Genomic DNA, 25381 nt, shown 5'->3' on the forward strand with positions numbered 1-25381 from the left:
CCGGCGCCGGCGGCGGCGATCCGGAAGTTCTACGGGATAAGTGTCCATGTGTCCGCATAAGAGTTACGCGGACACGAGGCTCCTATCTCAGGCGACTCGATTCAAGATGGGTTGCCCGGACGCATACGTTGCACCGCCGCGACCGACTTGTGTTCGAAGCGTGCCGGCGGCTCGGCCTGCCGGTCGCCTGGAACCTGGCGGGCGGGTACCAGGAAGACCGCCGGCGGATCGTGGAGATCCATGTGAACACGATGCGTGAGTGCGTGGCGGTGTATGGGGGGTCTGCGGGGTGAGTGGAAGTTCGCGCAGAAGGTTGATTCATGTCGGCCAGTGAACTACAGTGCCCGGCGAGGTTCCACCATGAAGACCGTCCGCGTCAGCGTTGATTTCCGCCAGCCCTCGACCCTGCCGAAGGGGCGAGTCGACCGCTGTCGGCTCGACGGCACTACGGAGGCAGACCTGGCCCTTCAGCAGGCCGAGGACGATGCCGAGGCAATGCAGGATGCCGCCCGATTCGTCAGGCGCGTGCGCCGGCGCCTGGGCCTCACTCAGCAGGAGTTCGCCCGCCGGATCGACGTGCCTCTCGACACGATCCGAAACTGGGAACAGGGCAAGCGCTATCCGACCGGGGCGGCCAAGGCCTTGCTCAAGGTTCTGGACAAGGCGCCCGAGGCGGCGCTGCTTGCGCTGGGCTGATGCCCGCGCACCGGCGGGCCTACCCGAGAATATGTCGCTAAAACCGAGTTTTTGCGACACGTTGCGTTGACCTGTCGTCGGCTGCGACATATTCTGCAGATATGTCGCAAGAATCTAATTTTGAGAACATGTCGCTTTCCGGGCGTGCGCTGCCTTGGCAACCCGAGGCGCCCTACAACGGGCTGCCGAAGCTTCCGCCTGCGTTCGAGCTGGAAACGCGGTCCGTCCTGAAGGCTTGCATCGAGGCCCGCGCTGCCCTGGCGGAGCTCAAGCAGGCGGCGGCGCTGATCCCGAACCAGGCAATGCTGATCAACACGATCCCGCTGCTCGAGGCGAAGGACAGTTCGGCGATCGAGAACATCGTCACCACTGCGGACAAGCTGTTCCAGTACGCGCACCTCGACGGACACGCAGACTCGGCGACCAAGGAAGCCCTGCGCTACCGTTCGGCGCTGCGCCGCGGCTTTCAGTCGCTGGCCGAGCGTCCGCTGTGCACGGCCACGGCTGTCGACATTTGCAGGACTCTGAAGGGCGTCGACATCGATGTTCGTCGTTCGCCTGGAACCCAACTGGTGAATGACCGGACCGGCGAGGTCATCTACACCCCGCCCGAGGGCGAGGCGCATCTCCGAGACCTGTTGGCGAACTGGGAGCGCTTCATGCACGAGGCGCGCGAGCTGGATCCATTGATTCGTCTTGCAGTCGGGCACTACCAGTTCGAGGCCATTCATCCGTTCGTCGACGGCAATGGCCGCACGGGACGGATCCTCAACATCCTGTTCCTTGTCCAGGAGGCGTTGCTGCAACTCCCGATCCTGTACTTGAGCCGCTACATCATAGCCAACAAGAGCGACTACTACCGGCTCCTGCTCGCGGTGACGCGCGAGCAGGCCTGGGAACAATGGGTGTTGTTCATGTTGGCTGCAGTCGAGGAGACTGCACGGTGGACGACCGCAAAGATCCTGGCCATTCGCGAACTGGCCGCGCATACCGTGAGCCACGTCCGCGAACGGCTCCCCAAGATCTACTCTCGAGAGCTGGTCGACGTAATCTTCGAGCAGCCGTACTGCCGGATCGCGAACGTGGTCGAGAAAGGGCTCGGACAGCGTCAGGCGGCGTCCCGCTACCTTCAGCAGCTCACTCGGATCGAGGTCCTGGTCGAGCTCGACGTCGGGCGGGAGAAGCTCTTCATTCACCCGAAGTTGATGCACCTGCTCGTGAAAGACCGCAACGATTTCGCGCCTTACGCTTGAACGACACACGGGTCGCCGGGCTTACCGATCCATGACGTATCGCAGCTGCGCTGCCGTCTCGATCGCCCCCGGCCGCGCCGCCCGCACTCGCCGCACCGCCTCGCCGCCCGGCAACCCGATCCCGACCAGCAGCAGCGCCGCCACCGTGCCTGCCCGGCCGAGCCCGCCTCGGCAGTGCACCAGCACCCTTCCTCCATCGCGCAGCAACCGCACCAGCCCCGGACTCCGCTCGACCCACAGCGACTCGAATCGCTCGTCGGGCGGTTGCACGTCCACGATCGGCAGGTGGTGCCACGCGATCCCGCGGGCCCGCGCCCGCTCGCCGAGCCGCGGCACGCCCAGCATGTCGAACTCGTGGTCCTCGATCAGCGTGAGCATCGCGCCGGGCTGCCAGCGCGCGATCGCGTCGAGGTCGGCCTCGAGGTCGCGCGCCCACGGCGCGCCCGAGTAGCTGTCGCCCTGCTTGCCGGGGCAGAAGGTGATGCCGATGACGCCGCCGGCGCTGCCCGCGGCGATCTCGTCGATCCGCAGCGGATGGGTCTCGCTCGTCCTCAAAACCTGAACCCCCTGGCCCGCTTGTAGTACTGCGCGGGCCGGCGCGCGCCCTGCGCGAACTCGCCGGGCGCCTCGACGAAGCCCCGTCCTTCCCTGGCCTTGAGGCGGCGCCGGGCTGACCCCGCTCAGGCGTTCTTGCGCGCCGTACCGCGCCTGGTCGCCTTGGCCTTCGGGGCGGTCGGGGGGGCAACAGGGCCGCGCTCCTGGAATCGTCCTGTCACGTACTTGTGCAGCACGCTGGCAATCAAGGTCTGGTAAGGCACGCCTTCCTCGAGCGCCTTCACCTGGATGTCCTGCAGGTCGCCGGAAGAAAGCCTGATGTTGACCCGACGGTCCTTGGTGGCCGTAGCCCGTGCCGCTGCCCTCAGGCGGTCCAGTTCGCGCCTGGTGGCGATCGACTTCAGCTTGCCGGACTCGTACGCCTCGACGAGTTCCAGTTCGAAAGGATCAGTCCGCTTCATCTTGCTCTCCGGTCTGAAGATAGTCCCGGGTCGCCTTCCGGCTCGGAATGACCGTCTTCAGGAAGTAGTACTCGACTTCCTCGACAAAAGGCACCAGGTAGGCGTAGCCGTCCCAGGCAACGACCATGATCCGTTGGTTCGGGTATTTCCGTGTATTCGGATGCGCCAGCAAGTCGAGGAGCCCACTCCCTTCGATCGCTATCACGACATGCTCGAACGAAACGCCGCGCTCGGCCAGCAGTTCGCTGTTCTTGTCGGGATTCCACCTGAAGGGCTTCATTCGAAGATTGTAGGCAAGTGTGTGCCGTTTGTCATCGATCCAGCGATCGCCGGTCGAACTTGGTCGCGTTTCACATCCGCCTCCGGGGCTGTCGACTCGCCCGCAATCGCGTCGATGCCCCTTCCGGCTCTCGATCCCCGATTGCCCGACACGGGGGTGACAGCCGCCCCCGCTGCCCTACCCTCGGAGCTGCCGGGCCGCCCGGACCCGCCGACACATGAATGCCGCTCGGCTACTTGGGCAGTATGATCGTGGTGATCGAAGGCCAGCCATGATCACCGAAGTCGGCGCCGTCAACTTACGGCAGAACCTGGGCGAACTGCTCAAACAGGTGCAGCACCGAAAGGACAGCATCGTCATCATCCAGGACGGCAAGCAGGTTGCCGCACTGGTTGATGCGGCGCTGTTCGCGCGAATCCTGCGAATGCGCGAGCGTTTCGATGCGCTCAGCGACCGCATCGCTCAGGCGTACTCCGACGTGCCGGCTGAGGAATGCGTGGCGGAAATCGACAAGGCCGTGGCAGCAGTGCGAATGCGGCGTTGAAGAGATTCGTGACGTCCGCGGACTTCCGGGCCCGTCACGACGAATGAAAGAACCGTCCCTCACATGACCGACCCCACCCACCCCCTCGACCGCGCCACCCGCCTGGCCCGCCACCCCGACGGCTCGCTCGCCGGCCACACCGAACCGGCCTACGCCAACATGGTCGGCCCCTTCGGCGGCACGACCGCGGCCGCGATGCTCAACGCCGTGCTCACCCACCCCGACCGCCTCGGCGACCCGGTGGCGCTTACCGTGAACTACGCCGGCGCGGTGGCCGACGGCGAGTTCCGGATCGACGCGGTGCCGATGCGCACCAACCGCTCCACCCAGCACTGGTCGATCACCATGACCCAGGGCGACGCGGTGACCACCACCGCCACCGCCTTCTTCGCGCTGCGCCGCGAGACCTGGGCGTCGACCGAGGCCGGCTTCCCGGCCGTGCCGGCGGCGGACTCGCTGCCGCGCATGGACAGCAGCGCCTTCGCGCCCTGGACCTGCTGCTACGACATGCGCTTCGTGAAGGGCTTCTGGCCCGAGGGCTCGAAACCCGAGCAGGAGCTCGACTCGGTCAGCACGCTGTGGATCCGCGACGATCCGCCGCGCCCGATGGACTTCGTGTCGCTGGCCGCGATCTGCGACTCCTTCTTCCCGCGGGTGATGATCCGCCGCCCGCGCCGGGTACCGGCCGGCACCGTGTCGCTGACCACCTACTTCCACGCAGACGCGAAGCACCTGGCCAGGGTGGGCGCGAAGCACGTGCTGGCCACCGCGCGCGCCTCGCGCTTTGGGCTCGGCTATCACGACCAGTCGGCCGAGATCTGGAGCGAGGCCGGGGAGTTGCTGGCGACGAGTCACCAGGTGGTGTACTTCAAGGAGTAACGCGGACGGGGGCGGGCCCGAGCCCCCTTCGGCGTTCAGCGCGCCACCGATACTGCAGGCTGCAAGCCGAGTTTTTCCGCCCGCCGCGCAAAGCGCCTGTCGTCGAATGTGACCAACGCCTCGCAGTGGCGGCTCGAAGCAAGGTGGAGCGCGTCGGCGAAATCCAGGCCGGCGCCATGTGCGTCGATCGCCTGTGTCATGGCGGCGCGCGATTCGACGGCCACGTTCGGCAGCCCGAGCAGGTGGTTGACCACCGCGGCGAAGTCGGCCGGCCCGAACTCGTAGAAGGCGCGCAGCACCCATTCGAGCTCCAGCAGGACCGAGGCCGGCACGAAGACCGACGGACTCTCCATCGCGCGACGCGCGGCGGGTCGCTGCTTGCGTGCCTCGGGATCGTCCGGGTCGTCGACGTAGAAGCGGGCGAGGATGTTGGTGTCGACCGAGATCACTTGCCGCGTTCCCGCATCGCCTGCGCGACATCGAAATCGGCCAGGCGGCGCTTGCCGGGCTTCTTGCAGACCAGCAGTCCGTAGCCGTCCTCGAGACGGGTGGGCGCCGCGCGTCGCGCTACCTCCACCCTCAAGCTCTGGCCTTCGACGGTGAAGTCGAGCTGCGTGCCGGGCGCGATCCCCAGCAGCTTGCGGATCTCGACCGGGATCACGACCTGGCCCTTCTCGGAAACGGTGGCAGTCGACATCGCAAACCTCTTACATAGTAAGAGAGATTATAGCCTTATCTCGGCCGGCCGGTCAGCCACGCCCCAGCCGCTGCGCGGCCTCCTCGGCCATCCGCTCCACGATCGCGCCCGCCGGCTCGATCGTGTGGATGATCCCGGCCGCTTCGCCGAACCACACCGCGGTGTTGTCGGGGTCGCCGGCGGCGAAGGCCTGCCGGTACTTCGGCCCTTCCACCGCGACCTGTCGCTCGAGCTCCGCCTCCCGGCCGTGCCAGCGCTCGGTGAACGCGTTGCGGCGAACGCGCGCGGTGAAGCCTCGCGGCCACGCCAGCTGCCGCGCGATGTCCGGCACCGTGGTGCGCAGCGTGCCGTCGCCGTCGGTTTCCAGGATGGCGCCGTGGTGGCGTTCGGCAACCAGCGCTTCCCGCGAGGCCCACAGCCGGGTGCCGACCAGCGCCCCGTCGGCGCCGAGCACCAGCGCGGCGGCCAGCCCACGGCCGTCGGCGATGCCGCCCGCCGCCAGCAGCAGCGTGTCGGGCGCGTGCACGGCCAGCCAGTCCGCCGCTTCCGGCACGAAGCTCAGCGTGCCGCGCAGGGCGCCGTGCCCGCCGGCCTCCGAGCCCTGCGCCACCACGACGTCGGCGCCGACCTCGATGGCGTCCATCACGTGCGCCATGTCCTGGCACTGGCAGATCAGCTTGGCGCCCGCGGCGCGGATCTCGTCGGCGAAGGGCCGCGGGTCGCCGAAGGACAGCATGACCGCCGCCGGGCGGTGCTTCAGCACGTCGGTCAGCAGCGACGGCGACTTGCGCAGCGACCAGGTGATGAAGCCCACGCCGACCCGCTCGCCCTGCGCCGCGCGGAACTGCTCGTCGAGCCAGGCGGGGTCGCCGTAGCCGCCGCCGATCAGGCCCAGGCCGCCGGCGCGGCTGACCGCCGCGGCCAGCGCGCCGCCCGCCGCGAAGGCCATGGGCGCGGAGACGATCGGGTGGCGCAGGCCGAGGGCGCGGGTCAGGCGGGTGGCGAGGGTGGGCATGGGGGTTCCTTCTTTGGCGTACCGGGGGATCTTGTCACAGCACCGCCTGACCGGCCGCTGGTTTCGACAGACCTGCCGCTCGACGATTCTCCGCTGCGCGCTCGCCCCGCACTCTCGATACTCGCCTGGACTGATCGCGAGGAATCGGGAGGACCGGTGGCACGAAAAGGACGATCGAGCGCGTTGGAGGACATGGCCGACCTCGTGTCGAGGCTGCCGTGGTGGGCGGGCGTGGCGCTTGCGGTTCTCGCGTACCTGTTGCTGAGCCCGTTCGCGGGGCTCGAACCCCGGTCGCCGGCGCGGCCAGGCGAAACAGGCGTGCTCGTTGGCGGGACGATGCTGCGAACCTTGGCCTCCATCGGTCAGTACCTGGCGCCGTTCGTGTGCCTGATTGGCGCTGGCATGTCGGCATGGCGCCGATCGAAGCGGGATGCCCTCGTCGCGGGCGTGACGGGCAGCAGGGCGGCACGCGCGCTCGACGCCATGTCCTGGCGCGAATTCGAGATGCTGGTCGGCGAGGCCTTCCGTCTGCGGGGCTTCCGCGTGGCCGAGAGCGGCGGCGCGGGACCGGATGGCGGGGTGGACCTCGTGCTGAAGAAGGGCGCCGAAACCTTCCTGGTGCAGTGTAAGCAGTGGAAGGCGCTGAAGGTCGGGGTCGATGTCGTGCGCGAGCTCTATGGCGTGATGGCGGCCCGGGGCGCCGCAGGCGGATTCGTGGTGACGTCGGGCCGCTTCACCGACGATGCGCGCCGATTCGCGGAAGGGCGCAACGTGAAGCTGGTCGATGGCGATGCCCTGACGAAGTTGCTCGACAGCGTACCGCGGCCGGCGCCCGTGCAAGATCGGGGACAGGTCGCAGCGCCTTCGGTGGCGCCACAGTGCCCGCGTTGCGGCGGCGGAATGGTCATGCGGCGCGCCAGGCGAGGCGCGAACTCCGGGAGTGACTTCTGGGGTTGTGCGGGCTATCCCGCGTGCAGGGGAACGAGGCCTGCCGGTACCTGAAGTTCGTTGCCGGCGCCATGCGGCGCACGCAAGCGCTCGCAATCTCGGCTCCACGTGGCTGGAGCCACCCTTGTTGTCACGCGTATTACGCAGAACGTAATATTGCGTGCTCGCACCCTGGGTGAACCTCGCATGCCGCCGCGTTGGAATTCCCCTGGCTCGCTTCGGCCGATCCCGGTGTCGTCGACCATCAACGAGTTGCCGCAATGAAAAGCCCCGTCAACCGCATGCGCCCGGTCCACCCGGGCGAGGTGCTGCGCGAAGACTTCCTGGCCCCGCTCGGCCTGAGCGTCAACGCACTCGCCCTCGCCCTGGGCGTGCCGGCCACTCGAATCCACGAGATCGTGAAGGAGCGTCGGTCGGTCACTGCCGACACCGCGGCGCGTCTGGCGCGCTACTTCGGCGGAGACGCGGCGTCCTGGCTGAACCTCCAGGCGACCTACGACCTGAAGACGCTCCCGACACGCAACGAGATCTTGCGCCGCGTCGCGCCGCGCAAGGCCGCGTGACCCACTCGCCCGATCCTTCGCCACGATGACCCACGCCCCCTCCCACGGTCGCGCAGTTCCCGCCGCCGCCTACACCGCCTCCGCCCCCGGCCGCTTCGCCTCCTCCGAGCTCACCCGCGGCCCCTGGGACCCCGCCCACCAGCACGCCGGCCCGCCGATCGCGCTGGTGTGCCGCGAGATCGAGGCGGCCGCTGCTTCGCACGGGCTGGGGCATATGGCACGGCTCACCGCGAACCTGCTGCGGCCGGTGCCCATCGGCGAGCTGACCGTCGAGGTGAAGGCCGACTACGTGGGCCGCAACGCGGGTCACTTCTCGGCGCAGCTGTCGGCCGGTGGCAAGGAGATCGCGCGCTTCACCGCGCTTGCGCAGCGCGAGTCGCCGCTGGAGCTGCCCGACACGCTTCCTGGTCATCCGTTGCCGATGGCGCCGCGCGCGCCGGAAGATTCCCCGCCCGCGCACTTCCCGTTCGCGGGCAAGAACGTCGGCTATGCCGATTTCGTGGAAACGCGGCTCGCCCAGGGGGCCATGTGGCAGGGCCCCTGCGCCGTGTGGTTCCGGATGCGCCATCCGCTCGTGGCCGGCGAGGCGCCGAGCCTCTATGCGCGCGTGGCGGTCGCGGCCGATTCGGGCAACGGCATCAGCGCCGTGCTGGACTACGAGCGCTTCCTGTTCGTGAACTCCGACCTCACGGTCAACCTGCTGCGCAAGCCGGTGGGCGAGTGGATCTGCCTCGAGGCGCGCACCGCGCTCGGGTCGGACGGCGGCGGCCTGGCCGAGTCGGCGCTCTACGACGCGCGCGGCTTCATCGGTCGGGCGACGCAGAGCCTGGCGGTTCGGAAGCGGTAAACGCGGGGCGTTTCGAGGGTTCCGCCGAGTTGGCGTCCATCCCCCACTCGTGCCAGTCCTCCCCGAACAGCTCCGCCGGGTGCTGCGCACGCACCGACCCGTTGCCGCAGGCCATCGAGTCGGCCGGGCAGTAGCGGTCGCAGCCCCAGCAGATCAGGTGCGGCCTGGCAGGGTTCAGCGGGAATCGCTTGGCCATGTCCGGAACCGTAGGCGCCTGCGGGCGGCATGGAATTGAGCGGGATCAACCCGCCAGTCGATGCGACCCTTTGGCCTAAGCCGTATGGGGAAATGCGCTTGCCGTCGCCCCGGGCTAAAGTGAGCACTCTTGCCAAGTTTTGCCATTGCGCTTAGCCTGCGGAGCATGGCCACGATGAATATCTCCCTTCCGGACTCCTTGAAGGCCTTCGTTGACGAGCAAGTCGCCGACCGCGGCTATGGGAGCAGCAGCGAGTACATGCGCGAGTTGCTCCGCAGGGAGCAGGATCGTCAGCAACTTCGCGGACTGTTGCTCGAGGGCGCGACCTCGGCCCCGGGCTCCCCGGCCGATGCGGCCTGGTTCGACGCGCTGCGTGGCCGGGTGCGGAAGGCGGCCAGGCCCGGACGGCGGGGGTGAAGGCGCGGCCTATCGTGCCGCGGGAACGCGCACGGGCTGATGTCGAGGCGGCGCTGGACCACTACCTCGAGGAGGGTGGCGAGGCTGTTGCACTCGATTTCCTCGAGGCCCTCGAGCGCGCGTTTGCCCATGTTGCCCGTTACCCCGCCACCGGCTCGCCGCGCTTCGCACTCGAACTGAACCTGCCCGGGCTTCGAAGCTGGCGCTTGTCACCCCATCCGTACCTGCTCTTCTATGTCGAGCGTACGGAGTGCATCGACGTCTGGCGTGTGCTGCATGTCAGGCGAGACATACCGGAACGAATCCAGGACGAGGGTTCGGAGGCTCTTCCGGCCCCTTGATAGCATCCCGGCATCATCGCATTCCCAAGGACTCCCTCATGCTCGATCTCACCGGAAAGGTCGCCCTGGTCATGGGCTGCGGCTCGGTCGCCGAAGGCTGGGGCAACGGTCGCGCCACCGCGGCCTTGCTGGCTCGCCAGGGCGCGCGCGTCTACGGCACCGACCTGAAGCTCGAGAACGCGCAGGTCACGCAGAAGGCGATCGAGGCCGAGGGCAAGGCCATCCACGTCGAGGCCTGCGACGTGACCCGCGCCGAGGAAGTGTTCGGCGTGGTCGACGACTGCCTGGCGCGCTTCGGCCGCATCGACATCCTGGTCAACAACGTGGGCCTGTCGCAGCCCGGCGGCCCGGTCGACATGGCCGAGGAGACCTGGGACCAGCAGATGCAGGTCAACCTGAAGGGCGTTTTCCTGTCGTGCAAGCGGGTGATCCCGATCATGCAGAAGCAGGGCGGCGGCTCGATCGTCAACATCTCGTCGGTGGCCGGCCTGCGCTACATCGGCAAGCCGCAGGTGGCCTACGCGGCGGCCAAGGCGGCGCTGATGCAGTTCACCCGCACCACCGCCATCATCCACGCGGCCGAGGGCATCCGCCTGAACTGCGTGGTGCCGGGCCTGATGCACACGCCCCTGATCGAAGGGCTGGCCGCCAAGTACGCGAAGGGCGACACCGAGGGCTTCATCGCGCACCGTCACAAGCAGGTGCCGATGCAGCACATGGGCAGCGGCTGGGACGTCGCCAACGCGGTGGTGTTCCTCGCGGCCGACGAGAGCCGCTACGTCACCGCGACCGAGATCGTGGTGGATGGCGGCCTGGTGGCGGCGACGCGCTGAGCGGCTGTTCCGCGTAACGCGACGGTCCGGGTCAGGTCCCCACCCGCACCGGCTCGACCAGTCCCCGCAGCACCTCGCAGACGCTCTGCGCGGTCAGCGCGCTGCTGCGCGGGTTCGCCGCGCTCGGCCGGTTCTCGATCCGGATGCGGATCGAGGTGGCGTCGCTGTCGATCTCGATCTCGTGAACATTGCGCGCGAGCGCCGGGTCGCCCCAGATCTGCACTTCGGTGCGCTCGCCGCCCAGGCCGGCCAGCGCGAGCGTGGCGGCGATGTTCACGTTGCGGGGCCAGGCGCGACAGGCGTCGAGCGCGTTGCCGGCGAACAGCTGCTGGGGCCCGGCGGCTGCCTGGCCGTCGAGACCCGCGGGGGGCTTGCTGGTCTTGACCCGCACCGCGCGCAGCTCGCCGATCGCGGCGGCGCGCAGCGCGTCGAGGCCGGCCACCGCGCCCGAGGGCACGATCACTCGGGTGCCGGATCGCTTCGCGCGCTCGAGAAGCCCCGGATTCAGCAGCAGCACGCAGACGCTGACCGGCACGATCGTCTTGCCGCGCTCCACGCAGGCGTCCAGCAAGTCCGCCGAGGCCTCGGGCGACAGGCAGTCGACGAGCACGTCGCAGTGCTCGATCAATTCCGGCAGCGCGACCGCCCGGGCCCGTGCGCCCAGCGAGACGAGCCGCTCGGCGACGGCCGCCGGGTCGCGACCGCCCGCCGCGGCGAGCCTCAGGCCGGCAGGCGCGTGCGCCAGGAGCCAGCGGGCGACGTCGAGCCCGATGTTGCCGAGGCCGGCGATGCCGACGGCGAGCGTCGCGGCAGACCCGCCACCCGCTGCTGCGGCGGGCGAACGGTCGGCGCGCGGGCCTGCGTCAGGCATAGTTGACCACCAGGTGCCGAATGTCGCTCATCTCCTCCATCGCGTACCGGGTGCCTTCGCGGCCGAAGCCGGACTCCTTCCAGCCGCCGAAGGGCATGTTGTCGATGCGGTAGATCGGCACGTCGTTGATCATCAGGCCGCCCACTTCCCAGTCCTCGATCGCGCGGAACGCGCGTCGCAGGTCCTGGGTGAAGAGCCCGCCCTGCAGGCCGTAGCGCGAGTCGGCGGCGCGCTGCACCGCTTCCTCGAAGCCGTCGTAGGCGTTCACGGTGAGCACCGGGCCGAAGATCTCGTCGTCCTCGACCTTCATGCCGGGCCGGGTGTCGGTCAGCACGGTGGGCAGGACGACGGCGCGCTCGCGCTTGCCGCCGCAGAGCAGGCGGGCGCCTTGCGAGACGGCCTCGTCGACCCAGGACTGGATGCGGATCGCCGCCTTCTCGTCGATGACCGGCCCCACGTCGATGCCTTCCTCCATCGGGTTGCCGACCTTGCAGGCCTTCACCTTCTCCACCAGCAGCTCGGTGAAGCGCGCCGCGACGCTGCGATGCACGAGGATTCGCTGCACGCCGATGCAGTACTGCCCGCCGTAGACGACGCCGCCGCGCACGCAGCGCGCCGCCGCATAGTCGAGGTCGGCGTCCTCGGCCACGATCACCGCGCCGTTGCCGCCGAGCTCCAGCGCGACCTTCTTGCGGCCGGCGATGTCCTTGATGTGCCAGCCGACCTTCGCGCTGCCGGTGAAGCTGACCATCGCGAAGCGCTCGTCGCGCACCATCGCCTCGGCGAGCGGCACCGGGCAGTGGCAGACCTCGAGCGCGCCGTCGGGCAGGCCGGCCTCGGCCAGCACTTCCTGCAGCAGGCGCGAGGTGAGCGGCGTCTGCGGTGCGGGCTTCAGCACGACGCTGTTGCCCACCGCCAGCGCCGGCGCCACCTTGTGCAGCACCAGGTTCAGCGGAAAGTTGAAGGGCGCGATCGCCAGCACGATCCCGATCGGGTAACGGCGCGCGATGCCGACGCGGCGGCGGATCTTCGCCAGCGCCTCGAGGTCGAGCCTGTCGAGCGAGACCGCGCGGCCCTCGCTGTCGGTCGTCTGGTATTCGAACACGCCCGCATCCATGTCGAGCGGCACTTCCTCGCCGCCGAAGCGCCGGGCCTCTGCGGCCGCGTTCGACAGGTTGAAGGTGGCGCGGGAGACTTCGCCGCGCGCGTCGTACAGGGGTTTTCCGGCTTCCGCCGCGATCAGGCGCGCGAACTCCTCGCGCCGTCGGCGCAGGATCTCGGCGGCGCGGGCGAGGATGTCGGCGCGGGCGAAGCGCGGCAGCTTGCGCATGACCTCGTACGCGGCCTGCGCACGGCCGATCGAGCGCTCGATGTCCTGTGCCGAACAGACCGGCATGTCGCCGACCCTGGCGCCGTCGTAGGGGGAGAGGATGGCTTCAGTCTGCAATTCGCGTGCTCCGGAACTGTGCAAAGGCGCTATTTGACGCGCGTTGTCGCGGCTGGGAAAGGCGTGGAGCGGCAACGGTGCATTGCTGGAATGAGAACGCCTTCAGTCGGGCCGTCGGGCCGCGCGCACCAGGAAGTCGAGGAAGCGGCGCGCGGCGTGCGAGATCTCGTGTCCGCGCGCGGTGAGCACGTCGATCGAGGCCCTCGCGAACACCGGCCCCTGAAGGTCGATCGCGGCGAGGGAGCCGCTCGCGAGCTCCCGGGTGAAGGTCATCGGCGGCATGAACGACACCAGCGAGGTGCTCGCCACCACGTTCTTGATCAGCTGCAGCGAGTCGCTCTCGAGCGCAACGCGGAGCCTCACCCGCGCTGCAGCCTCGGCCTGCTCGATCAGCCGCCGGATGCCGAAGCTGCGGTCGGGCAATGCGGCCGCCACGCCGTCGAGCTGCTTCATCGACAGCGTGCGGTGGGCGAGCAGCGGATGGCCCGGCGCGCACACGAGCTGCAGCGGCTGCGGGATCCGCGCGCGCAACAGCAGGTCGTCGCGCGACGGGGAGTTGAAGGCGAGCGCCACCTCGGCCGCGTTCGAGGCCAGCCGCTCGGCGATGTCGCCGGTGCCGCAGACGGACACGTGGAACTCGATGCCCGGATGACGCTCGGCGAAGCGCGCGAGCGTGCGCGGCAGGAAGTCGTTGGTGACCGCCTCGACGACGGCGAGCCGGATCGTGCCGCGCCTGAGCTCGCTGAGGTCGTCGAGCCTGCGGCGCAGCGAGCCGATCCGCCGGTCGGTGTCGTCGACGTGCTCGAGCAGGACCCGTCCCGCTTCGGTCAGCGCCATGCCTCGGCTGGAGCGTTCGAAGAGGATGCCCCCGAGCTGCTGCTCGAGCTGGGCGATCTGCCGGCTGATCGCGCTCGGTACTATGTCGAACACCTCGGACGCATGTCTGAGCGAGCCCGAGCGGGCCACCTCGGCGAAGTACTTGAGGGCCTGCGGTTGCATCATCCGTGGAGATCGAAAGGGGCGGGCGGTGATCGAGACGACGAGTCTAAGGTACTTCCGGGAGGTCGCGCTGCAGGGCTCGCTGCGGCATGCGGCCGAGCGCCTGTTCGTGGCGCAGAGCGCCTTGAGCCGCCAGATCTCGGCGCTCGAGGAGGAGCTCGGGGTGGCGCTCTTCGAGCGGCGAGCGCGCGGCATGGCGCTCACCGAGGCCGGCCGCCTGCTGCTGCAGTACGCCGACGATTCGCGCGCCCGGCTGGAGAAGCTGCGGGGCCTGATCCACGAGTTCGAGGTGCTGGAGCGCGGCCACGTCGAGATCGCCTGCGTGGAGGGCCTGCTGTCCGGATTCATGCCGGATTTCGTCGAGCCGTTCCTGGCCGAGCATCCCGGCCTGTCACTGACCGTGTCGGCGATGGGCTCGCAGGCGGTCGCCGAGGCCGTGGCGGAGCATCGCGTGGACATCGGCATCCTGTTCGGCCAGTCGCCGCGGCGCGACCTGATCGAGTTGGCCAGGATGAGCCAGCCCTTGTGCGCGATCGTGTCCCCGGGCCATCCGCTCGCCGCCAGGCGCGCCTGCCGGCTGGCCGACGCTGCGGCATACCGGGTGGTGCTGCCGGACCGCTCCTTCGGAATCCGACAGCTGATCGACCGGGTGCGGGCAAACGGTCGCCTGGCGCTCAACGTGGCGCTCGAGACCAATACCCTGAGCTTCGCGTGGCGGATGGCCGAGCGCACCGATTGCGTGACCTTCCTGCCGATGGACTCGGTCCGGGCCGAAGTGGCGGCGCGCCGACTCGTGGCGGTGCCGCTCGAGGACGCCCTGTTCCGCGGCACACGGGTCACCCTGGTTGCGAGCGCCTCGCGCACGCTGTCGGCCGCCGCGCAACGCGTGGCCGAGTCGCTCGAGGCACGGATGAGCGAGGGCGCCAGGCGCGCCGGCGCGCGGATGGCGCCGGTCGCGCGCGCCGGGAAGCGTTCTCGAAATCAGAAGGCAAAGGTCGAAAATCAATGATTCTCGCGAAGCGGAGCTGTCGCTAGACTGAATTCCCCATTCAAAGAAATCCCGGAGGACCGCATGCCTGGCACTGTCACGCATCAGACGCGAACGACCCGATCCCTCGCGAAGCTCGCGCTTTCGGCAGCGGTGGCAGTCGCGCCGGCGCTCTTCGCTGTCCAGGCCTCGGCGCAAGGGACCATCCGGTTCGGCGCGCCGCTGCCCTTGACCGGCGCCCTGGCGCCCGAGGCGGTGAAACAGCAGCAGGGCTACGACCTGTGGGCCGAGACCGTCAATGCGGCCGGCGGGATCGACGTCGGCGGCAAGAAGATGAAGGTCGAGATCGTCTACACCGACTACCAGTCGAACACGCCGCGAGCGGTGCAGGCGGCCGAGAAGCTGATCACCCAGGAGAAGGTCGACTTCCTCTTCTCGCCCTTCGGGTCCGGCGCGGCGAAGGCGGCCAGCACCGTTTCGGAGCGATATGGCGTACCGACCATCGCTTCGACCGCGTCCTCGTCGCAAGTCTACGACCAGGGCTACAAGTACCTCTTCGGCACCTTCACGCCCAACGACACGCTGACCAACCCCCTGTCCGACATCGTCGTGCAGAAGGCGCCCGGCGTGAAGCGGGTGGCGATCCTCGCACGCAACGACCTCTTCCCCCTGGCGATCGCCCAGGAAATGGAGAAGTCGGCCAAGCAGCGGGGCATGAACGTCGTCGTGTTCGAGAAGTACGCGATCAACACGATGGACCACTCCTCGGCGCTTGCGCAGATCAAGGCGTCGAGCCCGCACTGGATCTTCGCGACGGGCTACATCAATGACCTGGTGCTGCTGAAGAAACAGATGGCCGACCAGCGGATCGAGGCGCCTGTCGTCACGATGATCGCCGGTCCCGCCTACCAGGAGTTCATCGACGCGGCGGGCCCGGGCGCGGAGAACATCAGCAGCGCCTCGTGGTGGCATCCGGCTGCGCGTTACAAGGGTTCGGACATCTTCGGCACGACCGAGAACTACGTGAAGGCGTTCCGCGCCAGGTACAAGTCGGATCCCGACTATGCGCAAGCCTCGGCGTCGGTCTCCGGCGCGCTGTTCCAGATGGCGATCGAGAAGGCCGGCACGCTCGACAAGGCCAAGGTGCGTGACGAACTCGCGGCGATGAACGTGATGACCTTCTGGGGGCCGGTGAAGTTCGGTCCGACCGGCCAGATCACCTCGCTCGAGCCCCCGGTGTTCCAGATCCAGGGCGGCAAGACCGTGGTCGTGCATCCGCAGCCCATCAAGCAGGGCGACTTCAAGCTCGGTGTGAAGTAAGGGGTCTCGGCATCGCCACTGCCGGGCCGCGTCCGCGGTCCGGCATGTCCTGACTCGCGCATCGGATCACCATGTTCACACTGCAAATCCTGGTCAACGGCGTCGTGCTCGGCTGCCTGTACGCCTGCATCGCGGCGGGGTTCTCCCTCGTCTGGGGCGTCCTGAACGTGATCAACCTGATGCACGGTTCGTTCATCGTGCTCGGCTCCTACCTCGCCTGGGGCGCCTACAACTCGCTCGGCTTCAGCCCCTGGGTGACGCTCGCGATCGCGGCGCCGCTGTTCTACGCGGCGGGCTACCTGGTCCAGCGTGGCCTGCTCAACCGGGTCATCGCGGCGCCGGTCCTGGTCACCCTGACGCTCACCTTCGGTCTCGACCTGATCCTGAACAACGCGATGCTGCTGGGCTTCAAGGCGGACTATCGAAGGCTGATCCTCGAGCCCGCCCTGGGCACCATCCAGATGGGCTCCGTGGTGGTGCCGGTGGACCGGCTCGTCGCGATGGGCTTCGCGCTGGTCCTGACCGGGGCCCTCTACCTGATCCTGCGGAAGTCGAAGGTCGGCCGCGCGATCATTGCGGTGCGCCTCGACCGCGACGCGGCGACGCTCATGGGCGTGAACGTCAAGTCGACCTACGCCGCGGCATTCGGGCTCGGTGCGGCCATGGCCGGTTGCGCCGGCGTGCTGCTCGCGCTGATCTTCCCGATCTCGCCGCTGTCGGCCACGCCCTATCTGGGCAAGGCGTTCGTCGTATGCGTGCTCGGCGGCCTGGGCAGCGTTCCGGGTGCGGTGGTCGGCGGCCTGGTGCTGGGGCTGGTGGAGAGCTTCGGTGCGATGGCCTTCGGGCCGGAGCATGCGGTCACGCTCTCGTTCGCGCTGCTGATCCTGTTCCTGATCTTTCGCCCCCAGGGCCTGCTGGGAAAGAGGGGCTTCGAATGAATCGCCGCGACCTCATCCTCTTCACGGCAGTCCTCCTTCTGGGGGCGTTGCCGCTCGTCGGCGAGCCGTACACGATGCGCCTCGGCACCTTCGCCTGCATGTACGCGGTCATGGCCGTCTCGTGGAACGTCATCGGCGGCATGGCGGGCTACCCCTCGTTCGCGACCGCCGCATTCTTCGGGCTGGGCGCCTATGCCGGCGGCGTGCTGCTCGCGAAGGGCGCCGCCCTGGCCGTCGCGATCGCATTCGCCGGCGCGCTCGCCTTCGGCGGCGCCATGCTGCTCGGCGCGGTGCTGCTCCGTCTTCGCGGACACTACTTCGCGATTGCGAGCCTCGCAGTGGCGGAAGTCCTGCGCGAGCTCACGAACACGGCCACCGATCTCACCGGCGGCGGCATGGGACTGAACATCCCGCTGGACACGGCGAGCACCGTGGGCGTGGCCGGCGAGGCGTCGTTCTTCTTCCTCGCCATGTGGGGCCTGTTGCTGCTGACGCTGGTCGTGGTCGTCGCCGTCGAGCGGTCGAAGCTCGGTTTCGGCCTGACCTGCATCCGGCAGAACGAGTCGGCAGCCGACATGATCGGCGTGAACGCGACGCTCTACAAGAGCCTGGCGTTCGCGCTTTCCGGCGTGTTCGTCGCGATGGCGGGCACCTTGTATGCGGGCTGGGTCCACTACATCGAACCCCCCGACGTTTACGACATCCTGTTCTCGGTGAAGCCCATCGTGATGGCCCTGCTCGGCGGCATGGGGTCCACCACGGGAGCCGTGCTCGGCGCCTTCGCCTTCCTCGGCATCGAGGAGATCGTATGGAGGAACTACCTGCAGGTTCACACCGGGGTGCTCGGCTTCCTGGTGGTGGTCCTGCTGTTGTTCCTGCCGAACGGGATCGTGTCGATCGGACGCAGATTGAAGATGCTCGGGGCGCGCAATGTCTGAGCTGATGAAACTCGAGGCAGTCTCGCGCCGATTCGGCGGATTGCAGGCCCTTCAGGACGTCACGCTCAGCATCGGTCGGGGCGAGGTGCTCGGTCTGATCGGGCCGAACGGCGCGGGCAAGACGACGCTGGTCAACGTCATCACCGGCGTGCATCGAGCTTCCGCCGGGCGCGTGGTCTTCGAAGGGCGCGACATCACCCGATACCGGCCCTACGAGACCGCTCGCAATGGCATCGCCCGGACCTTCCAGATCGTCCAGCCGTTTCCGGAGTTGAGCGTCCTGCAGAACGTGGCGGCGGCAGCGCTCTTCTCCGGCGGCGACGGCCTTCGCGCAGCGAATCGCGTGGCCGCCGAGAAGCTCGAGTTCGTCGGCCTTTCAGCCGTGGCCGACAAGCCCGCCGCCAGCCTTACCCTGGCGATGCGCAAGCGCCTCGAGCTGGCGAAGGCGCTGGCGATGAATCCGAAGCTCCTGTTCCTCGACGAGGTCAACGCCGGCCTGAACTCGGCCGAGGTCGAGCAGGCGATGGGCCTCATCCGGCAGATCGCCGGGGGGGGTGTCACGATCGTGCTGATCGAGCACCTGATGAAAGTCGTCATGTCCGTGTGCTCCCGCATCGTCGTGTTGCAGAACGGCGCGCTGATCGCGGACGGCTCGCCATCGGAGGTCGTGTCAGACAGGCGGGTCGTCGAGGCCTACCTGGGCAAGAAGTACGCGCAGGTCGCATCGGAGGGAGCGTGATGGGCGTTCGTGCAGAAAGACCGGCGGGCCGTGACCTGCTCCGCGTCCAGGGCCTGCAGTCGGGCTACGGTGAGATCACCGTGCTCTGGGGTGTGGACCTGGCGGTGCGAGAGGGCGAGATCACTGCGCTGATCGGCTCGAACGGCGCGGGCAAGTCCACCTTGATGCGCACCTTGTCGGGCCTCGTTCCTGCGCGCGGCGGTAAGGTCACCTGGAACGGCGAGGAGATCCAGGGCGACAGTCCCGCTCGGGTCCTCGATCTCGGCATCGCCCACGTCCCCGAAGGGCGACGCCTCTTCAGCGCGATGTCGGTCGAGGACAACCTGATCATGGGCGCCTATCTGCGCAAGATCGGGCGAGCGGAGATGCAGCGCGACCTCGATCGCATCTACACCATCTTCCCCAAGCTCAGGGAGCGGCGCTCGCAGGCCGCCGGCACGATGTCGGGCGGCGAGCAGCAGATGTGCGCGATCGGCCGGGGCCTGATGAGCGCTCCCCGGTTGCTCATGATCGACGAGCTGTCGCTGGGCTTGTCGCCGCTGCTGGTCGAGCAACTGATCGACGCGCTGAATGCGCTCAATCGCGAGGGCCTGACGATCCTGGTCGTCGAGCAGGACGTGGTGACGGCGCTCGAGCTGTCGACGTCGGCCTACGTGATGGACACCGGGCGGGTCGTGCAGCATGGGCCGAGTCGCGAGCTGCTTCGCGACCCGGCAGTTCGTCAGGCGTATCTCGGAGTGCTCGCCGGTTGACCGGCGCGGTGCGACGACCAGGCAATCCACTCTTCAAGGAGACCATGAACGTGACTACCCAGGTACTCGCCGCAGGCGGCTTTCGCTTCATCCCGGCGGTTTCGCAATATTCCGGCGGTGTCGCCGCCGAGCCCGGCTTCCGGATCGAGCGGGCCCGATTCTCGAAGGTCGTGCCGCTGCGTGAGGGCTTCGAGCGGATCGAGCGCCACCTCGCCTCGATCGGCCGGCCCGGCACCGCCTTCTGCGCCTGCGAGCTGCGTTCGCCCGCGCCGTTCACCGAACAGGGCTTTCGCGAATTCAACGCGGTCTACCTCGTCACGCTGCGCCGCTGGGGCCTGATGGGCGACGACGGCGTGAATCCGGTCGCCCGCAGCAACGTCTGCCCGGACCTCGACCCGCCCGCCGAGCCGGGCTTCCATGCATTCAGCTATACGGTTCCCGATGCGAACGCCGCGCCTTCGTTCATCGTGGCCGGCAGCGGCGAGGCGCCCGAGGGCAAGGGCGACTACCGTGACAACGTGATCGCGCGTGGCGACCTGTCGCCGGAGGGCTTGCGCACCAAGGCCCGCTGGGTGCTGGGCGAAATGGAGAACCGGCTGCGCACGCTGGGCTTCGGCTGGGGCGACTGCACCGCAACGCAGGTCTACACGGTGCACGACATCCATCCGTTCATCGGCGACGAACTGGTGCGCCGAGGCGCGATGCGTGCCGGCCTGACCTGGCATTTCAACCGCCCGCCGATCCTGGAGCTCGAGTACGAGATGGACTGCCGGGGCGTGCCGCTGGAGCGCGTGCTGGCGGTCTGAGCGGGCGAGGCCGGGGCCGCTGGCTCGGGCCCCGGCGCCCGCCTGGCTCAATGCCGCTGCTGCCGCCGCAACAGGTAGAGTCCGGCCGCGATCAGCAGCCCGATGCCCGCCCAGCCGATCGCATCGGGCATCTCCCCCCAGACGGCCCAGCCGATCGTCAGCGCCACCAGCAGGCCGCTGTAGCGGAAGGGCGCAACCGCCGACAGCTCGCCCTTTCGCGTGGCCAGGATCAGCAGGTGATAGGCGGCGGCCAGGAAGAGCGAGGCGCCGGCGAGCAGGCCGAACTCGAATCCGCCGAAAGGCTGCCAGCCCTGGACGGCGGTGATCAGCCCCGCGATCGCCGTAACCGCGAAAGCGGTGGAAAGCGTGATCGTTGCCGACGACACGTCGGCCGGGATCCGGCGCACGGTCAGGTCGCGCAGCGCGTGCAGCAGCGCGCCGGCCAGGCACAGCAGCGCGAAGGCGTTGAATCCATCGGCGGTGGGCCGGACCAGCAGCACCACGCCGCCGAAGCCGACCAGCATGGCCGCCCACTGGCCGGTGCCGACCCGCTCGCGCAGCATCAGCACCGCAAGCAATGTGATGAAGATGGGCGACGCCATGTTGATGGCGATCGCGTTGCCGATCGGCATCTGGAACAGCGACAGCAGGTAGGCGAAGGTGGCCGCCGCGTCGAAGGCCGAGCGCATCGCCACCGGCCGATGGAACACGGCCGTCGGCCGGATCGAGGAGCGGGTGGCGCGGGCCACCAGCACGATCCAGGCGATCGTCATCAGTCCGCGTACGAAGATCAGCTGGGCGGCCGGCATGCTCTGGCTCGCGTACTTGACCAGCGCGTCGTTGCAGACGAAGCAGGCCATCGCCGCCACCATGAAGCCGATGCCGGCGCGGTTCGCGCGCAGGCGATCGAGCTCTCCGGTCGGGGCGGCGATCGTCGAGGAAGAGGGAGGTGCGGCGCTCATCGGGAGGCTCCGGTATCCGGTTTCGGCGACCACGCGAACGCCGCGGTGCCGGCTGCGAGCATCGCCGCCACGGTGACGAACACCGCGGTGAAGGTCGGCACGCCCCAGCCGGCCGAAGCCGACGCCACCGCGCCGGTCAGCCACTGCATGATCGCCACGCCCAGGAACATCGACATCGTGTAGAGCGAGATCGCGCGGCCGGCCATCGCGGGCGGATAGGCGCCGCGCGCCTCGGTGTAGAGCAGGATCGAGTAGCCCGACATCAGCGCGAAGATCGGGATGCTCACCACGGTGAAGCGCACGCCGGGGTCGGCGGCCAGCACCAGGAAGAACACGACGGCCGCCAGCGAGAAGGCCACGATCACCCTGCGGCGCCGCCCCGGTCCGGGGTCCATCCGGCCGAAGCCTGGCGGGCCGAACAGCGCGGCCAGCGTGGCCGCCACCGCCAGGTTGCCGGCGTCGACCAGGGTGAGACCGTAGCGATCGACCATCATCGGCCCCAGCCACAGGCCGCGCAGCGTGACGAACGAGGCGTAGCACACGCCGCCGATCGCCACGATGCCCCAGGTGTGCGGCATGCGCAGCAGCGCCGCGAAGCCGCGCAGCGCGTCGGCCAGGGTTTGCGGCGCCAGGCCGTCGCCGCGAGTCGGCTCGCGCACCAGCTGGTGAATCGCGAGCCAGGACAGCACCGACAGCCCCGCCAGCACGCCGAAGGCCGCGCGCCACGAGCTGGCCTCGATCAGCCAGGCCAGCGGCGTGCCGGTGAGCAGCATGCCGATCGTGCCGGTCGCCATCGCGATGCCCGAGATCGCCGCGAAGCGCTCGCTCGGGAAGCTCCGGGAGATGAACACGGTGCTCGCCACGAAGGCCGGCGAGCAGCCGATGCCGATCATCGCCTGGGCGAGCAGGAGGGTGCCGAAGTCCGGCGCCAGCGCCGCCACGACCCCGCCCGCGATCGCGAGCGGAAACACGGTCAGCACGGTGCGCCGCGAGCCGTGCAGGTCCACGCCGATGCCCATTGCGAGCATCAGCGCGGCGAACGAGAAGTGGAAGGTGGCCGCGAACAGCCCGAGCGCCTGGGCCGACAGGCCGAACTCCTGCTGCAGCGATGGCGCCATGATCGACGCCACGGTCCGGTAGGCCTGGCTCATCGCGAAGGCCGACACCAGCGCGAGCAGCATGGTCCAGGGGCTGCGCTCGGCGCCGGCGACTGCCGGGGCGGCCGGATCGGGCAGCGTGCCGGGCTGCGGGTCGGGGGAAGACGGCATGGTCGGGTCGGGCGGGCGCGCGAAGCGCGCCGACGGGTTCGGTCAACCCGACATTGTTGCCGACTTCGCCGCGCGGGTCTGCGGAGGCGGGTGCGCTGCCTCGAGTTGTGGAACGGCGGCCGGCCCTGATAATGCGCGTCATGATTCGCTCGCAGCGGGCCCGCCTCGCCTTCCTCGTCGTCTGTCTCGGCTCGCTGGTCGCGCCGCTCGACACCACCGTCAACACCGCCTTCCCGGTGATCACCCAGGCCTTCGCGCTGCCGCTGCGCGACATCCAGTGGGTGGTGATTCCCTTCGTGCTGGCGCAATCGAGCATGGCGCTGATCTTCGGGCACCTGGGCGACCGGTGGGGCCATCGGCGGGTGTTCGCGCTGGGGCTCGCGGCCAGCGTGATCGCCCACCTGGCCGTGGGAGCGGCGACGAGTTACCCGGCGCTCGCCGGGCTGCGCGTGCTGCAGGGGGCCGCGGTGGGCATCGCGGTCGCCTGCGCGCCGGCGCTGGCCACGCTTCTTTTTCCGCCGGCCGAGAAGGCGAGGGTGCTGGTCTGGTACGCGGCGGCGTTCAGCCTGGCCACCGCGGTGGGACCCTGGCTGGGCGGCTTGCTGCTGCAGGCCTTCGGCTGGCCGGGCGTGTTCTGGTTCCGGGCGCCGGTGGCGCTGGCGGCGCTGCTGCTGTTGCCGGTGGTGCCGCGGCTGCCACGTCCGGAGCCGTCGCCGGCTGCAGGCGGTGCGGACCGGCATGCCGCCCATGCCGGTTCGCGCGGTGCGAGCGGCGCCGGATGCGCGACCGCTCACGCGGGCTTCGACTGGGCCGGCGCGCTGGGCCTCACCGGGCTGATGACCTGTTTCGTGCTGGCCTTCGTCGAGCTGACCCGGCCGGACGGCATCGGCGCCTTCGCCCTGCCGCTGCTCGCGCTCGGGCTGGGGGGCGCCTGGCGCTTCGCGCGCCACGAATCGCGCGCGGCGCATCCGGTGCTGCGGGTGGCGGCGTTCCGGTCGCGTCGCTTCTCAGGGGTGCAGATCGCGTCGGTGATCGTGAACCTCGCCTGCTTCGGCAACCTGATGCTGATCCCCTACGTGCTGACCCGCGATGCCGGCGCCTCGATCGCCGCGGCGGGCCTGCTGCTGTCGGCCTATCCCACCGGGTCGGTGCTGGGCAGCCTGCTGGCGGGCCGGCTGGTGCGGCGCTTCGGCGGGGGCGCTCAGGGCGACGCGACCTGGCCCGCGCGGCTGATGGCGGCAGGGCTGGCCGGCGCGGCGCTCGGGCTGCTGCTGACTTCGGCGATTCTCTTCGCCTGGCCCGTCCCTTGGCTGCTCGGCCTGAGCATGCTGGCCAGCGGCATCGGCCAGGGGCTGTTCCAGGTCGGGTACATGGAAGCGACCACCACGATGCTGCCCATCGAGGAGCGCGGCGTGGCCGGCAGCCTGATCAGCGTGACGCGGCTGCTGGGCATCGTGTTCGGTGCCACCGGCATCGGCTGGCTGCAGGGGGTCACCGGGGACTACGCGGCGAGCTTCGTGGTGCTGGGCGGGGGACTCGGGCTGTTCGCGGCGGCGTTTGCGGCGGGCGATCGGCGGGCGCAGCGATGACGACCTCGTTCCGCCTGGCCGGCAGCCGCATGGACACGGACCTGTCCCCGGGCCGGCTCGCGCGCGCGCACTCGGCGATCCCGGCCGCCGGCAGCGCGCGCGGCACCGGCGCGTTCTCGTCGGCGCACTGGCGCATCGTTGGTTCCGGATGCGGCGCGCTGGCTCATCGCATGAGCCTCGGCTCGCGCAGGCTGGGCGCGAGACCCTGGCGCAGGCCGCGGGAAACATCCGGGCGCGGATCGCAGGCGACATCGGGAGAAGGGGCATGGACTGGTTCGGACGGCTGACCGGCTTTCGCGAGTCGCGTTGGGAAGAGACCCGCGCGCGGCTCGAGGTTCGCGGCGATCGACTGAATTCTCGGGTGAACGGGGGCTCCTACGGCGTCGGCAGGCTGGAGCTGGCGTCGGTGGCCGAACTGCGCGTGCGGGCGCTCGGTGCGCCGAAGGGTTCGCTGCGCCTGTCGAAGGTCACCGGCGACGTCCGCGCCATGCACGCCGACCCCGCCAACCAGGGCGCGCTCTTCCAGGTCGCCTCGCAGTTCAACCTGCTCGAGATGGTCGGTCCCGAAGTGACCCCCGAGGACGGCGTGTCGCGCTACGCCGGCGACCCTACCCAGGGCCCGGCCTGCGCGGTGGCCGCCGGCGCGGCGACCATCTTTCGCAACTACTTCGCGCCGGTGAATGGACAGTCGGGGCAGACCGCCACGCGCCAGATCGATGCGCTCGCCGATCTCGGCGCGGCGCTCGGAAACCACGCCGAACGGCTCTGGCGGATGCGCAACGGCTACGCGCTGTGCACCCGGGAGGGGCTGGCCGAGATCGAGGCCCGGCTCGCGGCCGCGAGTCCTTCCCAGGTCGATGCGCTGCGCGACCTGCTGCGCATCGGGCTGCACTGGGACGTCGAGGTCACCGACGCCCCTCACGAACCCCGGCCGGTGGTCTCGCAGGCCTTCTGCTCGGCGCTGCCGGTGGCCTATACCGGCATTCCCGCGGGCCACTGGCGGGCCTTCGCCACGCTGGTGCTCGAGGGCGCCTACGAGGCCACGCTGTGGGCGGCGGCGCTCAATGCGGCGCGCGGCGCTTCGAACCTCGTCTACCTGACCCGGCTGGGCGGCGGCGCCTTCGGCAACGAGCCCGAGTGGATCGCAGCGGCCATGCAGCGCGCGCTGGTGCTCGCACGCGACGTCGGGCTCGACGTTCGCGTCGTCAGCTTCGGCAAGGGCCTGTGAACGGAGCCTGG

Annotated in this window: 31 protein-coding genes; 19 read left to right on the top strand and 12 right to left on the bottom strand. The window is 69.3% G+C overall.

What is annotated here, in order from left to right:
• Window positions 1-360 precede the first annotated feature (360 nt).
• Both FHP08_RS14270 and fic read left to right on the top strand, forming a co-directional pair.
• Window positions 361-696 carry a helix-turn-helix domain-containing protein gene (locus tag FHP08_RS14270; RefSeq protein WP_147705165.1) on the top strand — a complete coding sequence of 112 codons (336 nt, stop codon included), beginning with the start codon at window positions 361-363 and terminating at the stop codon, window positions 694-696.
• Between the two features lie 128 nt (window positions 697-824).
• Window positions 825-1949 carry a protein adenylyltransferase Fic gene (gene fic / locus FHP08_RS14275; protein WP_147705166.1) on the top strand — a complete coding sequence of 375 codons (1125 nt, stop codon included), beginning with the start codon at window positions 825-827 and terminating at the stop codon, window positions 1947-1949.
• 21 nt (window positions 1950-1970) lie between these two features.
• Here fic and FHP08_RS14280 read toward each other — a convergent pair whose 3' ends face one another.
• From FHP08_RS14280 to FHP08_RS14290, 3 genes are all read right to left on the bottom strand, one after another.
• On the bottom strand, window positions 1971-2504 hold the full coding sequence (locus tag FHP08_RS14280) for a cyclin-dependent kinase inhibitor 3 family protein (RefSeq protein ID WP_147705167.1): 534 nt from the start codon (window positions 2502-2504) through the stop codon (window positions 1971-1973).
• Between the two features lie 125 nt (window positions 2505-2629).
• Window positions 2630-2965, bottom strand: coding sequence for a hypothetical protein (locus FHP08_RS14285; protein WP_147705168.1), 336 nt, complete (start codon window positions 2963-2965; stop codon window positions 2630-2632).
• A complete protein-coding gene (locus FHP08_RS14290) occupies window positions 2952-3245 on the bottom strand; it encodes a BrnT family toxin (protein ID WP_147705169.1) in 294 nt (97 codons plus the stop codon). Before FHP08_RS14290 ends, FHP08_RS14285 begins: the two co-directional genes overlap by 14 nt.
• A 271-nt stretch (window positions 3246-3516) precedes the next feature.
• Here FHP08_RS14290 and FHP08_RS14295 point away from each other — a divergent pair, with 271 nt between their 5' ends.
• Both FHP08_RS14295 and FHP08_RS14300 read left to right on the top strand, forming a co-directional pair.
• On the top strand, window positions 3517-3789 hold the full coding sequence (locus tag FHP08_RS14295) for a type II toxin-antitoxin system prevent-host-death family antitoxin (protein ID WP_147705170.1): 273 nt from the start codon (window positions 3517-3519) through the stop codon (window positions 3787-3789).
• 63 nt (window positions 3790-3852) lie between these two features.
• Window positions 3853-4668: an acyl-CoA thioesterase gene (locus tag FHP08_RS14300; RefSeq protein ID WP_147705171.1), complete on the top strand. Its 816-nt coding sequence runs from the start codon at window positions 3853-3855 to the stop codon at window positions 4666-4668.
• A gap of 35 nt (window positions 4669-4703) precedes the next feature.
• Here FHP08_RS14300 and FHP08_RS14305 read toward each other — a convergent pair whose 3' ends face one another.
• Genes FHP08_RS14305 through FHP08_RS14315 form a run of 3 tightly spaced genes read right to left on the bottom strand, consistent with a single transcriptional unit; the run spans window position 4704 to window position 6380 of the window.
• Window positions 4704-5117, bottom strand: coding sequence for a type II toxin-antitoxin system VapC family toxin (locus tag FHP08_RS14305; RefSeq protein ID WP_147705172.1), 414 nt, complete (start codon window positions 5115-5117; stop codon window positions 4704-4706).
• Window positions 5114-5365: an AbrB/MazE/SpoVT family DNA-binding domain-containing protein gene (locus FHP08_RS14310; protein ID WP_147705173.1), complete on the bottom strand. Its 252-nt coding sequence runs from the start codon at window positions 5363-5365 to the stop codon at window positions 5114-5116. Before FHP08_RS14310 ends, FHP08_RS14305 begins: the two co-directional genes overlap by 4 nt.
• 52 nt (window positions 5366-5417) lie before the next feature.
• Entirely contained in the window at window positions 5418-6380 is a 963-nt protein-coding gene (locus tag FHP08_RS14315; protein WP_147705174.1) for an NAD(P)H-dependent flavin oxidoreductase, read from the bottom strand.
• A gap of 156 nt (window positions 6381-6536) precedes the next feature.
• Between FHP08_RS14315 and FHP08_RS14320 the strand changes: the two genes are divergently transcribed.
• The 3 genes from FHP08_RS14320 (at window position 6537) to FHP08_RS14330 (ending at window position 8738) form a co-directional block, all read left to right on the top strand.
• Entirely contained in the window at window positions 6537-7382 is an 846-nt protein-coding gene (locus FHP08_RS14320; protein ID WP_147705175.1) for a restriction endonuclease, read from the top strand.
• Between the two features lie 206 nt (window positions 7383-7588).
• Window positions 7589-7891 (top strand): HigA family addiction module antitoxin, encoded by a 303-nt coding sequence (locus FHP08_RS14325; RefSeq protein ID WP_147705176.1) that lies wholly within the window; start codon window positions 7589-7591, stop codon window positions 7889-7891.
• A gap of 25 nt (window positions 7892-7916) precedes the next feature.
• Window positions 7917-8738 (top strand): thioesterase family protein, encoded by an 822-nt coding sequence (locus FHP08_RS14330; protein ID WP_147705177.1) that lies wholly within the window; start codon window positions 7917-7919, stop codon window positions 8736-8738.
• On the opposite strand, the gene FHP08_RS14335 is transcribed toward FHP08_RS14330, so the two are convergent.
• Complete coding sequence (locus tag FHP08_RS14335) at window positions 8695-8934, bottom strand: DUF3079 domain-containing protein (RefSeq protein ID WP_147705178.1); 240 nt, start codon at window positions 8932-8934, stop codon at window positions 8695-8697. The two genes, FHP08_RS14330 and FHP08_RS14335, sit on opposite strands and share 44 nt — an antisense overlap.
• Before the next feature lie 165 nt (window positions 8935-9099).
• Here FHP08_RS14335 and FHP08_RS14340 point away from each other — a divergent pair, with 165 nt between their 5' ends.
• Genes FHP08_RS14340 through FHP08_RS14350 form a run of 3 tightly spaced genes read left to right on the top strand, consistent with a single transcriptional unit; the run spans window position 9100 to window position 10525 of the window.
• On the top strand, window positions 9100-9351 hold the full coding sequence (locus FHP08_RS14340; RefSeq protein WP_147705179.1) for a type II toxin-antitoxin system ParD family antitoxin: 252 nt from the start codon (window positions 9100-9102) through the stop codon (window positions 9349-9351).
• Complete coding sequence (locus FHP08_RS14345) at window positions 9348-9692, top strand: type II toxin-antitoxin system RelE/ParE family toxin (protein ID WP_147705180.1); 345 nt, start codon at window positions 9348-9350, stop codon at window positions 9690-9692. Before FHP08_RS14340 ends, FHP08_RS14345 begins: the two co-directional genes overlap by 4 nt.
• Before the next feature lie 38 nt (window positions 9693-9730).
• Window positions 9731-10525, top strand: a complete 795-nt coding sequence (locus FHP08_RS14350; protein ID WP_147705181.1) for an SDR family NAD(P)-dependent oxidoreductase — start codon at window positions 9731-9733, stop codon at window positions 10523-10525.
• A 31-nt stretch (window positions 10526-10556) separates the two neighbouring features.
• Here the strand turns inward: FHP08_RS14350 and FHP08_RS14355 are convergent, their stop codons facing one another.
• The 3 genes from FHP08_RS14355 to FHP08_RS14365 form a co-directional block, all read right to left on the bottom strand.
• A complete protein-coding gene (locus tag FHP08_RS14355; protein ID WP_147705182.1) occupies window positions 10557-11396 on the bottom strand; it encodes an aspartate dehydrogenase domain-containing protein in 840 nt (279 codons plus the stop codon).
• Window positions 11389-12843, bottom strand: coding sequence for an aldehyde dehydrogenase family protein (locus tag FHP08_RS14360; RefSeq protein ID WP_222707905.1), 1455 nt, complete (start codon window positions 12841-12843; stop codon window positions 11389-11391). Before FHP08_RS14360 ends, FHP08_RS14355 begins: the two co-directional genes overlap by 8 nt.
• 102 nt (window positions 12844-12945) lie before the next feature.
• Window positions 12946-13842 (bottom strand): LysR family transcriptional regulator, encoded by an 897-nt coding sequence (locus FHP08_RS14365; RefSeq protein WP_222707906.1) that lies wholly within the window; start codon window positions 13840-13842, stop codon window positions 12946-12948.
• A gap of 28 nt (window positions 13843-13870) precedes the next feature.
• Between FHP08_RS14365 and FHP08_RS14370 the strand changes: the two genes are divergently transcribed.
• From FHP08_RS14370 to cnbZ, 7 genes are all read left to right on the top strand, one after another.
• On the top strand, window positions 13871-14851 hold the full coding sequence (locus FHP08_RS14370) for a LysR family transcriptional regulator (protein WP_147705185.1): 981 nt from the start codon (window positions 13871-13873) through the stop codon (window positions 14849-14851).
• A gap of 63 nt (window positions 14852-14914) precedes the next feature.
• The gene (locus FHP08_RS14375; protein WP_147705186.1) at window positions 14915-16150 is read left to right on the top strand and encodes an amino acid ABC transporter substrate-binding protein; all 1236 of its coding nucleotides are present in this window, start codon (window positions 14915-14917) and stop codon (window positions 16148-16150) included.
• Between the two features lie 71 nt (window positions 16151-16221).
• Window positions 16222-17088, top strand: coding sequence for a branched-chain amino acid ABC transporter permease (locus tag FHP08_RS14380; RefSeq protein ID WP_147705187.1), 867 nt, complete (start codon window positions 16222-16224; stop codon window positions 17086-17088).
• A complete protein-coding gene (locus FHP08_RS14385) occupies window positions 17085-18026 on the top strand; it encodes a branched-chain amino acid ABC transporter permease (RefSeq protein ID WP_147705188.1) in 942 nt (313 codons plus the stop codon). Before FHP08_RS14380 ends, FHP08_RS14385 begins: the two co-directional genes overlap by 4 nt.
• A 4-nt stretch (window positions 18027-18030) precedes the next feature.
• The gene (locus FHP08_RS14390) at window positions 18031-18765 is read left to right on the top strand and encodes an ABC transporter ATP-binding protein (protein WP_225879150.1); all 735 of its coding nucleotides are present in this window, start codon (window positions 18031-18033) and stop codon (window positions 18763-18765) included.
• Window positions 18765-19517 carry an ABC transporter ATP-binding protein gene (locus tag FHP08_RS14395; RefSeq protein ID WP_147705190.1) on the top strand — a complete coding sequence of 251 codons (753 nt, stop codon included), beginning with the start codon at window positions 18765-18767 and terminating at the stop codon, window positions 19515-19517. The genes FHP08_RS14390 and FHP08_RS14395 overlap by 1 nt, the downstream gene beginning before the upstream one ends.
• A gap of 50 nt (window positions 19518-19567) precedes the next feature.
• A complete protein-coding gene (gene cnbZ / locus FHP08_RS14400) occupies window positions 19568-20323 on the top strand; it encodes a 2-amino-5-chloromuconate deaminase CnbZ (protein ID WP_407704037.1) in 756 nt (251 codons plus the stop codon).
• 47 nt (window positions 20324-20370) lie between these two features.
• Here cnbZ and FHP08_RS14405 read toward each other — a convergent pair whose 3' ends face one another.
• Together FHP08_RS14405 and FHP08_RS14410 are read right to left on the bottom strand one after the other, a co-directional pair.
• A complete protein-coding gene (locus FHP08_RS14405; protein ID WP_147705192.1) occupies window positions 20371-21285 on the bottom strand; it encodes a DMT family transporter in 915 nt (304 codons plus the stop codon).
• Entirely contained in the window at window positions 21282-22553 is a 1272-nt protein-coding gene (locus FHP08_RS14410) for an MFS transporter (protein WP_147705193.1), read from the bottom strand. The genes FHP08_RS14405 and FHP08_RS14410 overlap by 4 nt, the downstream gene beginning before the upstream one ends.
• 140 nt (window positions 22554-22693) lie before the next feature.
• Here FHP08_RS14410 and FHP08_RS14415 point away from each other — a divergent pair, with 140 nt between their 5' ends.
• Window positions 22694-24142 carry an MFS transporter gene (locus FHP08_RS14415; protein WP_187272313.1) on the top strand — a complete coding sequence of 483 codons (1449 nt, stop codon included), beginning with the start codon at window positions 22694-22696 and terminating at the stop codon, window positions 24140-24142.
• Window positions 24143-24407: 265 nt separating this feature from the next.
• A complete protein-coding gene (locus FHP08_RS14420) occupies window positions 24408-25370 on the top strand; it encodes a hypothetical protein (RefSeq protein ID WP_147705195.1) in 963 nt (320 codons plus the stop codon).
• Window positions 25371-25381: the final 11 nt, after the last annotated feature.

This window comes from Zeimonas arvi (genome assembly GCF_008039575.1).
Taxonomy (GTDB): domain Bacteria; phylum Pseudomonadota; class Gammaproteobacteria; order Burkholderiales; family Burkholderiaceae_E; genus Zeimonas; species Zeimonas arvi.

Bases quoted from the DNA above. Each gene is read 5' to 3' on its own strand.
- FHP08_RS14290 (WP_147705169.1), bottom strand. From the start codon at position 3,245: ATGAAGCCCTTCAGGTGGAATCCCGACAAGAACAGCGAACTGCTGGCC.
- FHP08_RS14355 (WP_147705182.1), bottom strand. From the start codon at position 11,396: ATGCCTGACGCAGGCCCGCGCGCCGACCGTTCGCCCGCCGCAGCAGCG.
- FHP08_RS14315 (WP_147705174.1), bottom strand. From the start codon at position 6,380: ATGCCCACCCTCGCCACCCGCCTGACCCGCGCCCTCGGCCTGCGCCAC.
- FHP08_RS14390 (WP_225879150.1), top strand. From the start codon at position 18,031: ATGAAACTCGAGGCAGTCTCGCGCCGATTCGGCGGATTGCAGGCCCTT.
- FHP08_RS14380 (WP_147705187.1), top strand. From the start codon at position 16,222: ATGTTCACACTGCAAATCCTGGTCAACGGCGTCGTGCTCGGCTGCCTG.
- FHP08_RS14270 (WP_147705165.1), top strand. From the start codon at position 361: ATGAAGACCGTCCGCGTCAGCGTTGATTTCCGCCAGCCCTCGACCCTG.
- FHP08_RS14310 (WP_147705173.1), bottom strand. From the start codon at position 5,365: ATGTCGACTGCCACCGTTTCCGAGAAGGGCCAGGTCGTGATCCCGGTC.
- FHP08_RS14405 (WP_147705192.1), bottom strand. From the start codon at position 21,285: ATGAGCGCCGCACCTCCCTCTTCCTCGACGATCGCCGCCCCGACCGGA.
- FHP08_RS14420 (WP_147705195.1), top strand. From the start codon at position 24,408: ATGGACTGGTTCGGACGGCTGACCGGCTTTCGCGAGTCGCGTTGGGAA.
- FHP08_RS14415 (WP_187272313.1), top strand. From the start codon at position 22,694: ATGATTCGCTCGCAGCGGGCCCGCCTCGCCTTCCTCGTCGTCTGTCTC.
- FHP08_RS14340 (WP_147705179.1), top strand. From the start codon at position 9,100: ATGGCCACGATGAATATCTCCCTTCCGGACTCCTTGAAGGCCTTCGTT.
- FHP08_RS14335 (WP_147705178.1), bottom strand. From the start codon at position 8,934: ATGGCCAAGCGATTCCCGCTGAACCCTGCCAGGCCGCACCTGATCTGC.
- FHP08_RS14285 (WP_147705168.1), bottom strand. From the start codon at position 2,965: ATGAAGCGGACTGATCCTTTCGAACTGGAACTCGTCGAGGCGTACGAG.
- fic (WP_147705166.1), top strand. From the start codon at position 825: ATGTCGCTTTCCGGGCGTGCGCTGCCTTGGCAACCCGAGGCGCCCTAC.
- FHP08_RS14385 (WP_147705188.1), top strand. From the start codon at position 17,085: ATGAATCGCCGCGACCTCATCCTCTTCACGGCAGTCCTCCTTCTGGGG.
- FHP08_RS14350 (WP_147705181.1), top strand. From the start codon at position 9,731: ATGCTCGATCTCACCGGAAAGGTCGCCCTGGTCATGGGCTGCGGCTCG.
- FHP08_RS14375 (WP_147705186.1), top strand. From the start codon at position 14,915: ATGCCTGGCACTGTCACGCATCAGACGCGAACGACCCGATCCCTCGCG.
- FHP08_RS14395 (WP_147705190.1), top strand. From the start codon at position 18,765: ATGGGCGTTCGTGCAGAAAGACCGGCGGGCCGTGACCTGCTCCGCGTC.
- FHP08_RS14365 (WP_222707906.1), bottom strand. From the start codon at position 13,842: ATGCAACCGCAGGCCCTCAAGTACTTCGCCGAGGTGGCCCGCTCGGGC.
- FHP08_RS14295 (WP_147705170.1), top strand. From the start codon at position 3,517: ATGATCACCGAAGTCGGCGCCGTCAACTTACGGCAGAACCTGGGCGAA.
- FHP08_RS14325 (WP_147705176.1), top strand. From the start codon at position 7,589: ATGAAAAGCCCCGTCAACCGCATGCGCCCGGTCCACCCGGGCGAGGTG.
- FHP08_RS14410 (WP_147705193.1), bottom strand. From the start codon at position 22,553: ATGCCGTCTTCCCCCGACCCGCAGCCCGGCACGCTGCCCGATCCGGCC.
- FHP08_RS14300 (WP_147705171.1), top strand. From the start codon at position 3,853: ATGACCGACCCCACCCACCCCCTCGACCGCGCCACCCGCCTGGCCCGC.
- FHP08_RS14330 (WP_147705177.1), top strand. From the start codon at position 7,917: ATGACCCACGCCCCCTCCCACGGTCGCGCAGTTCCCGCCGCCGCCTAC.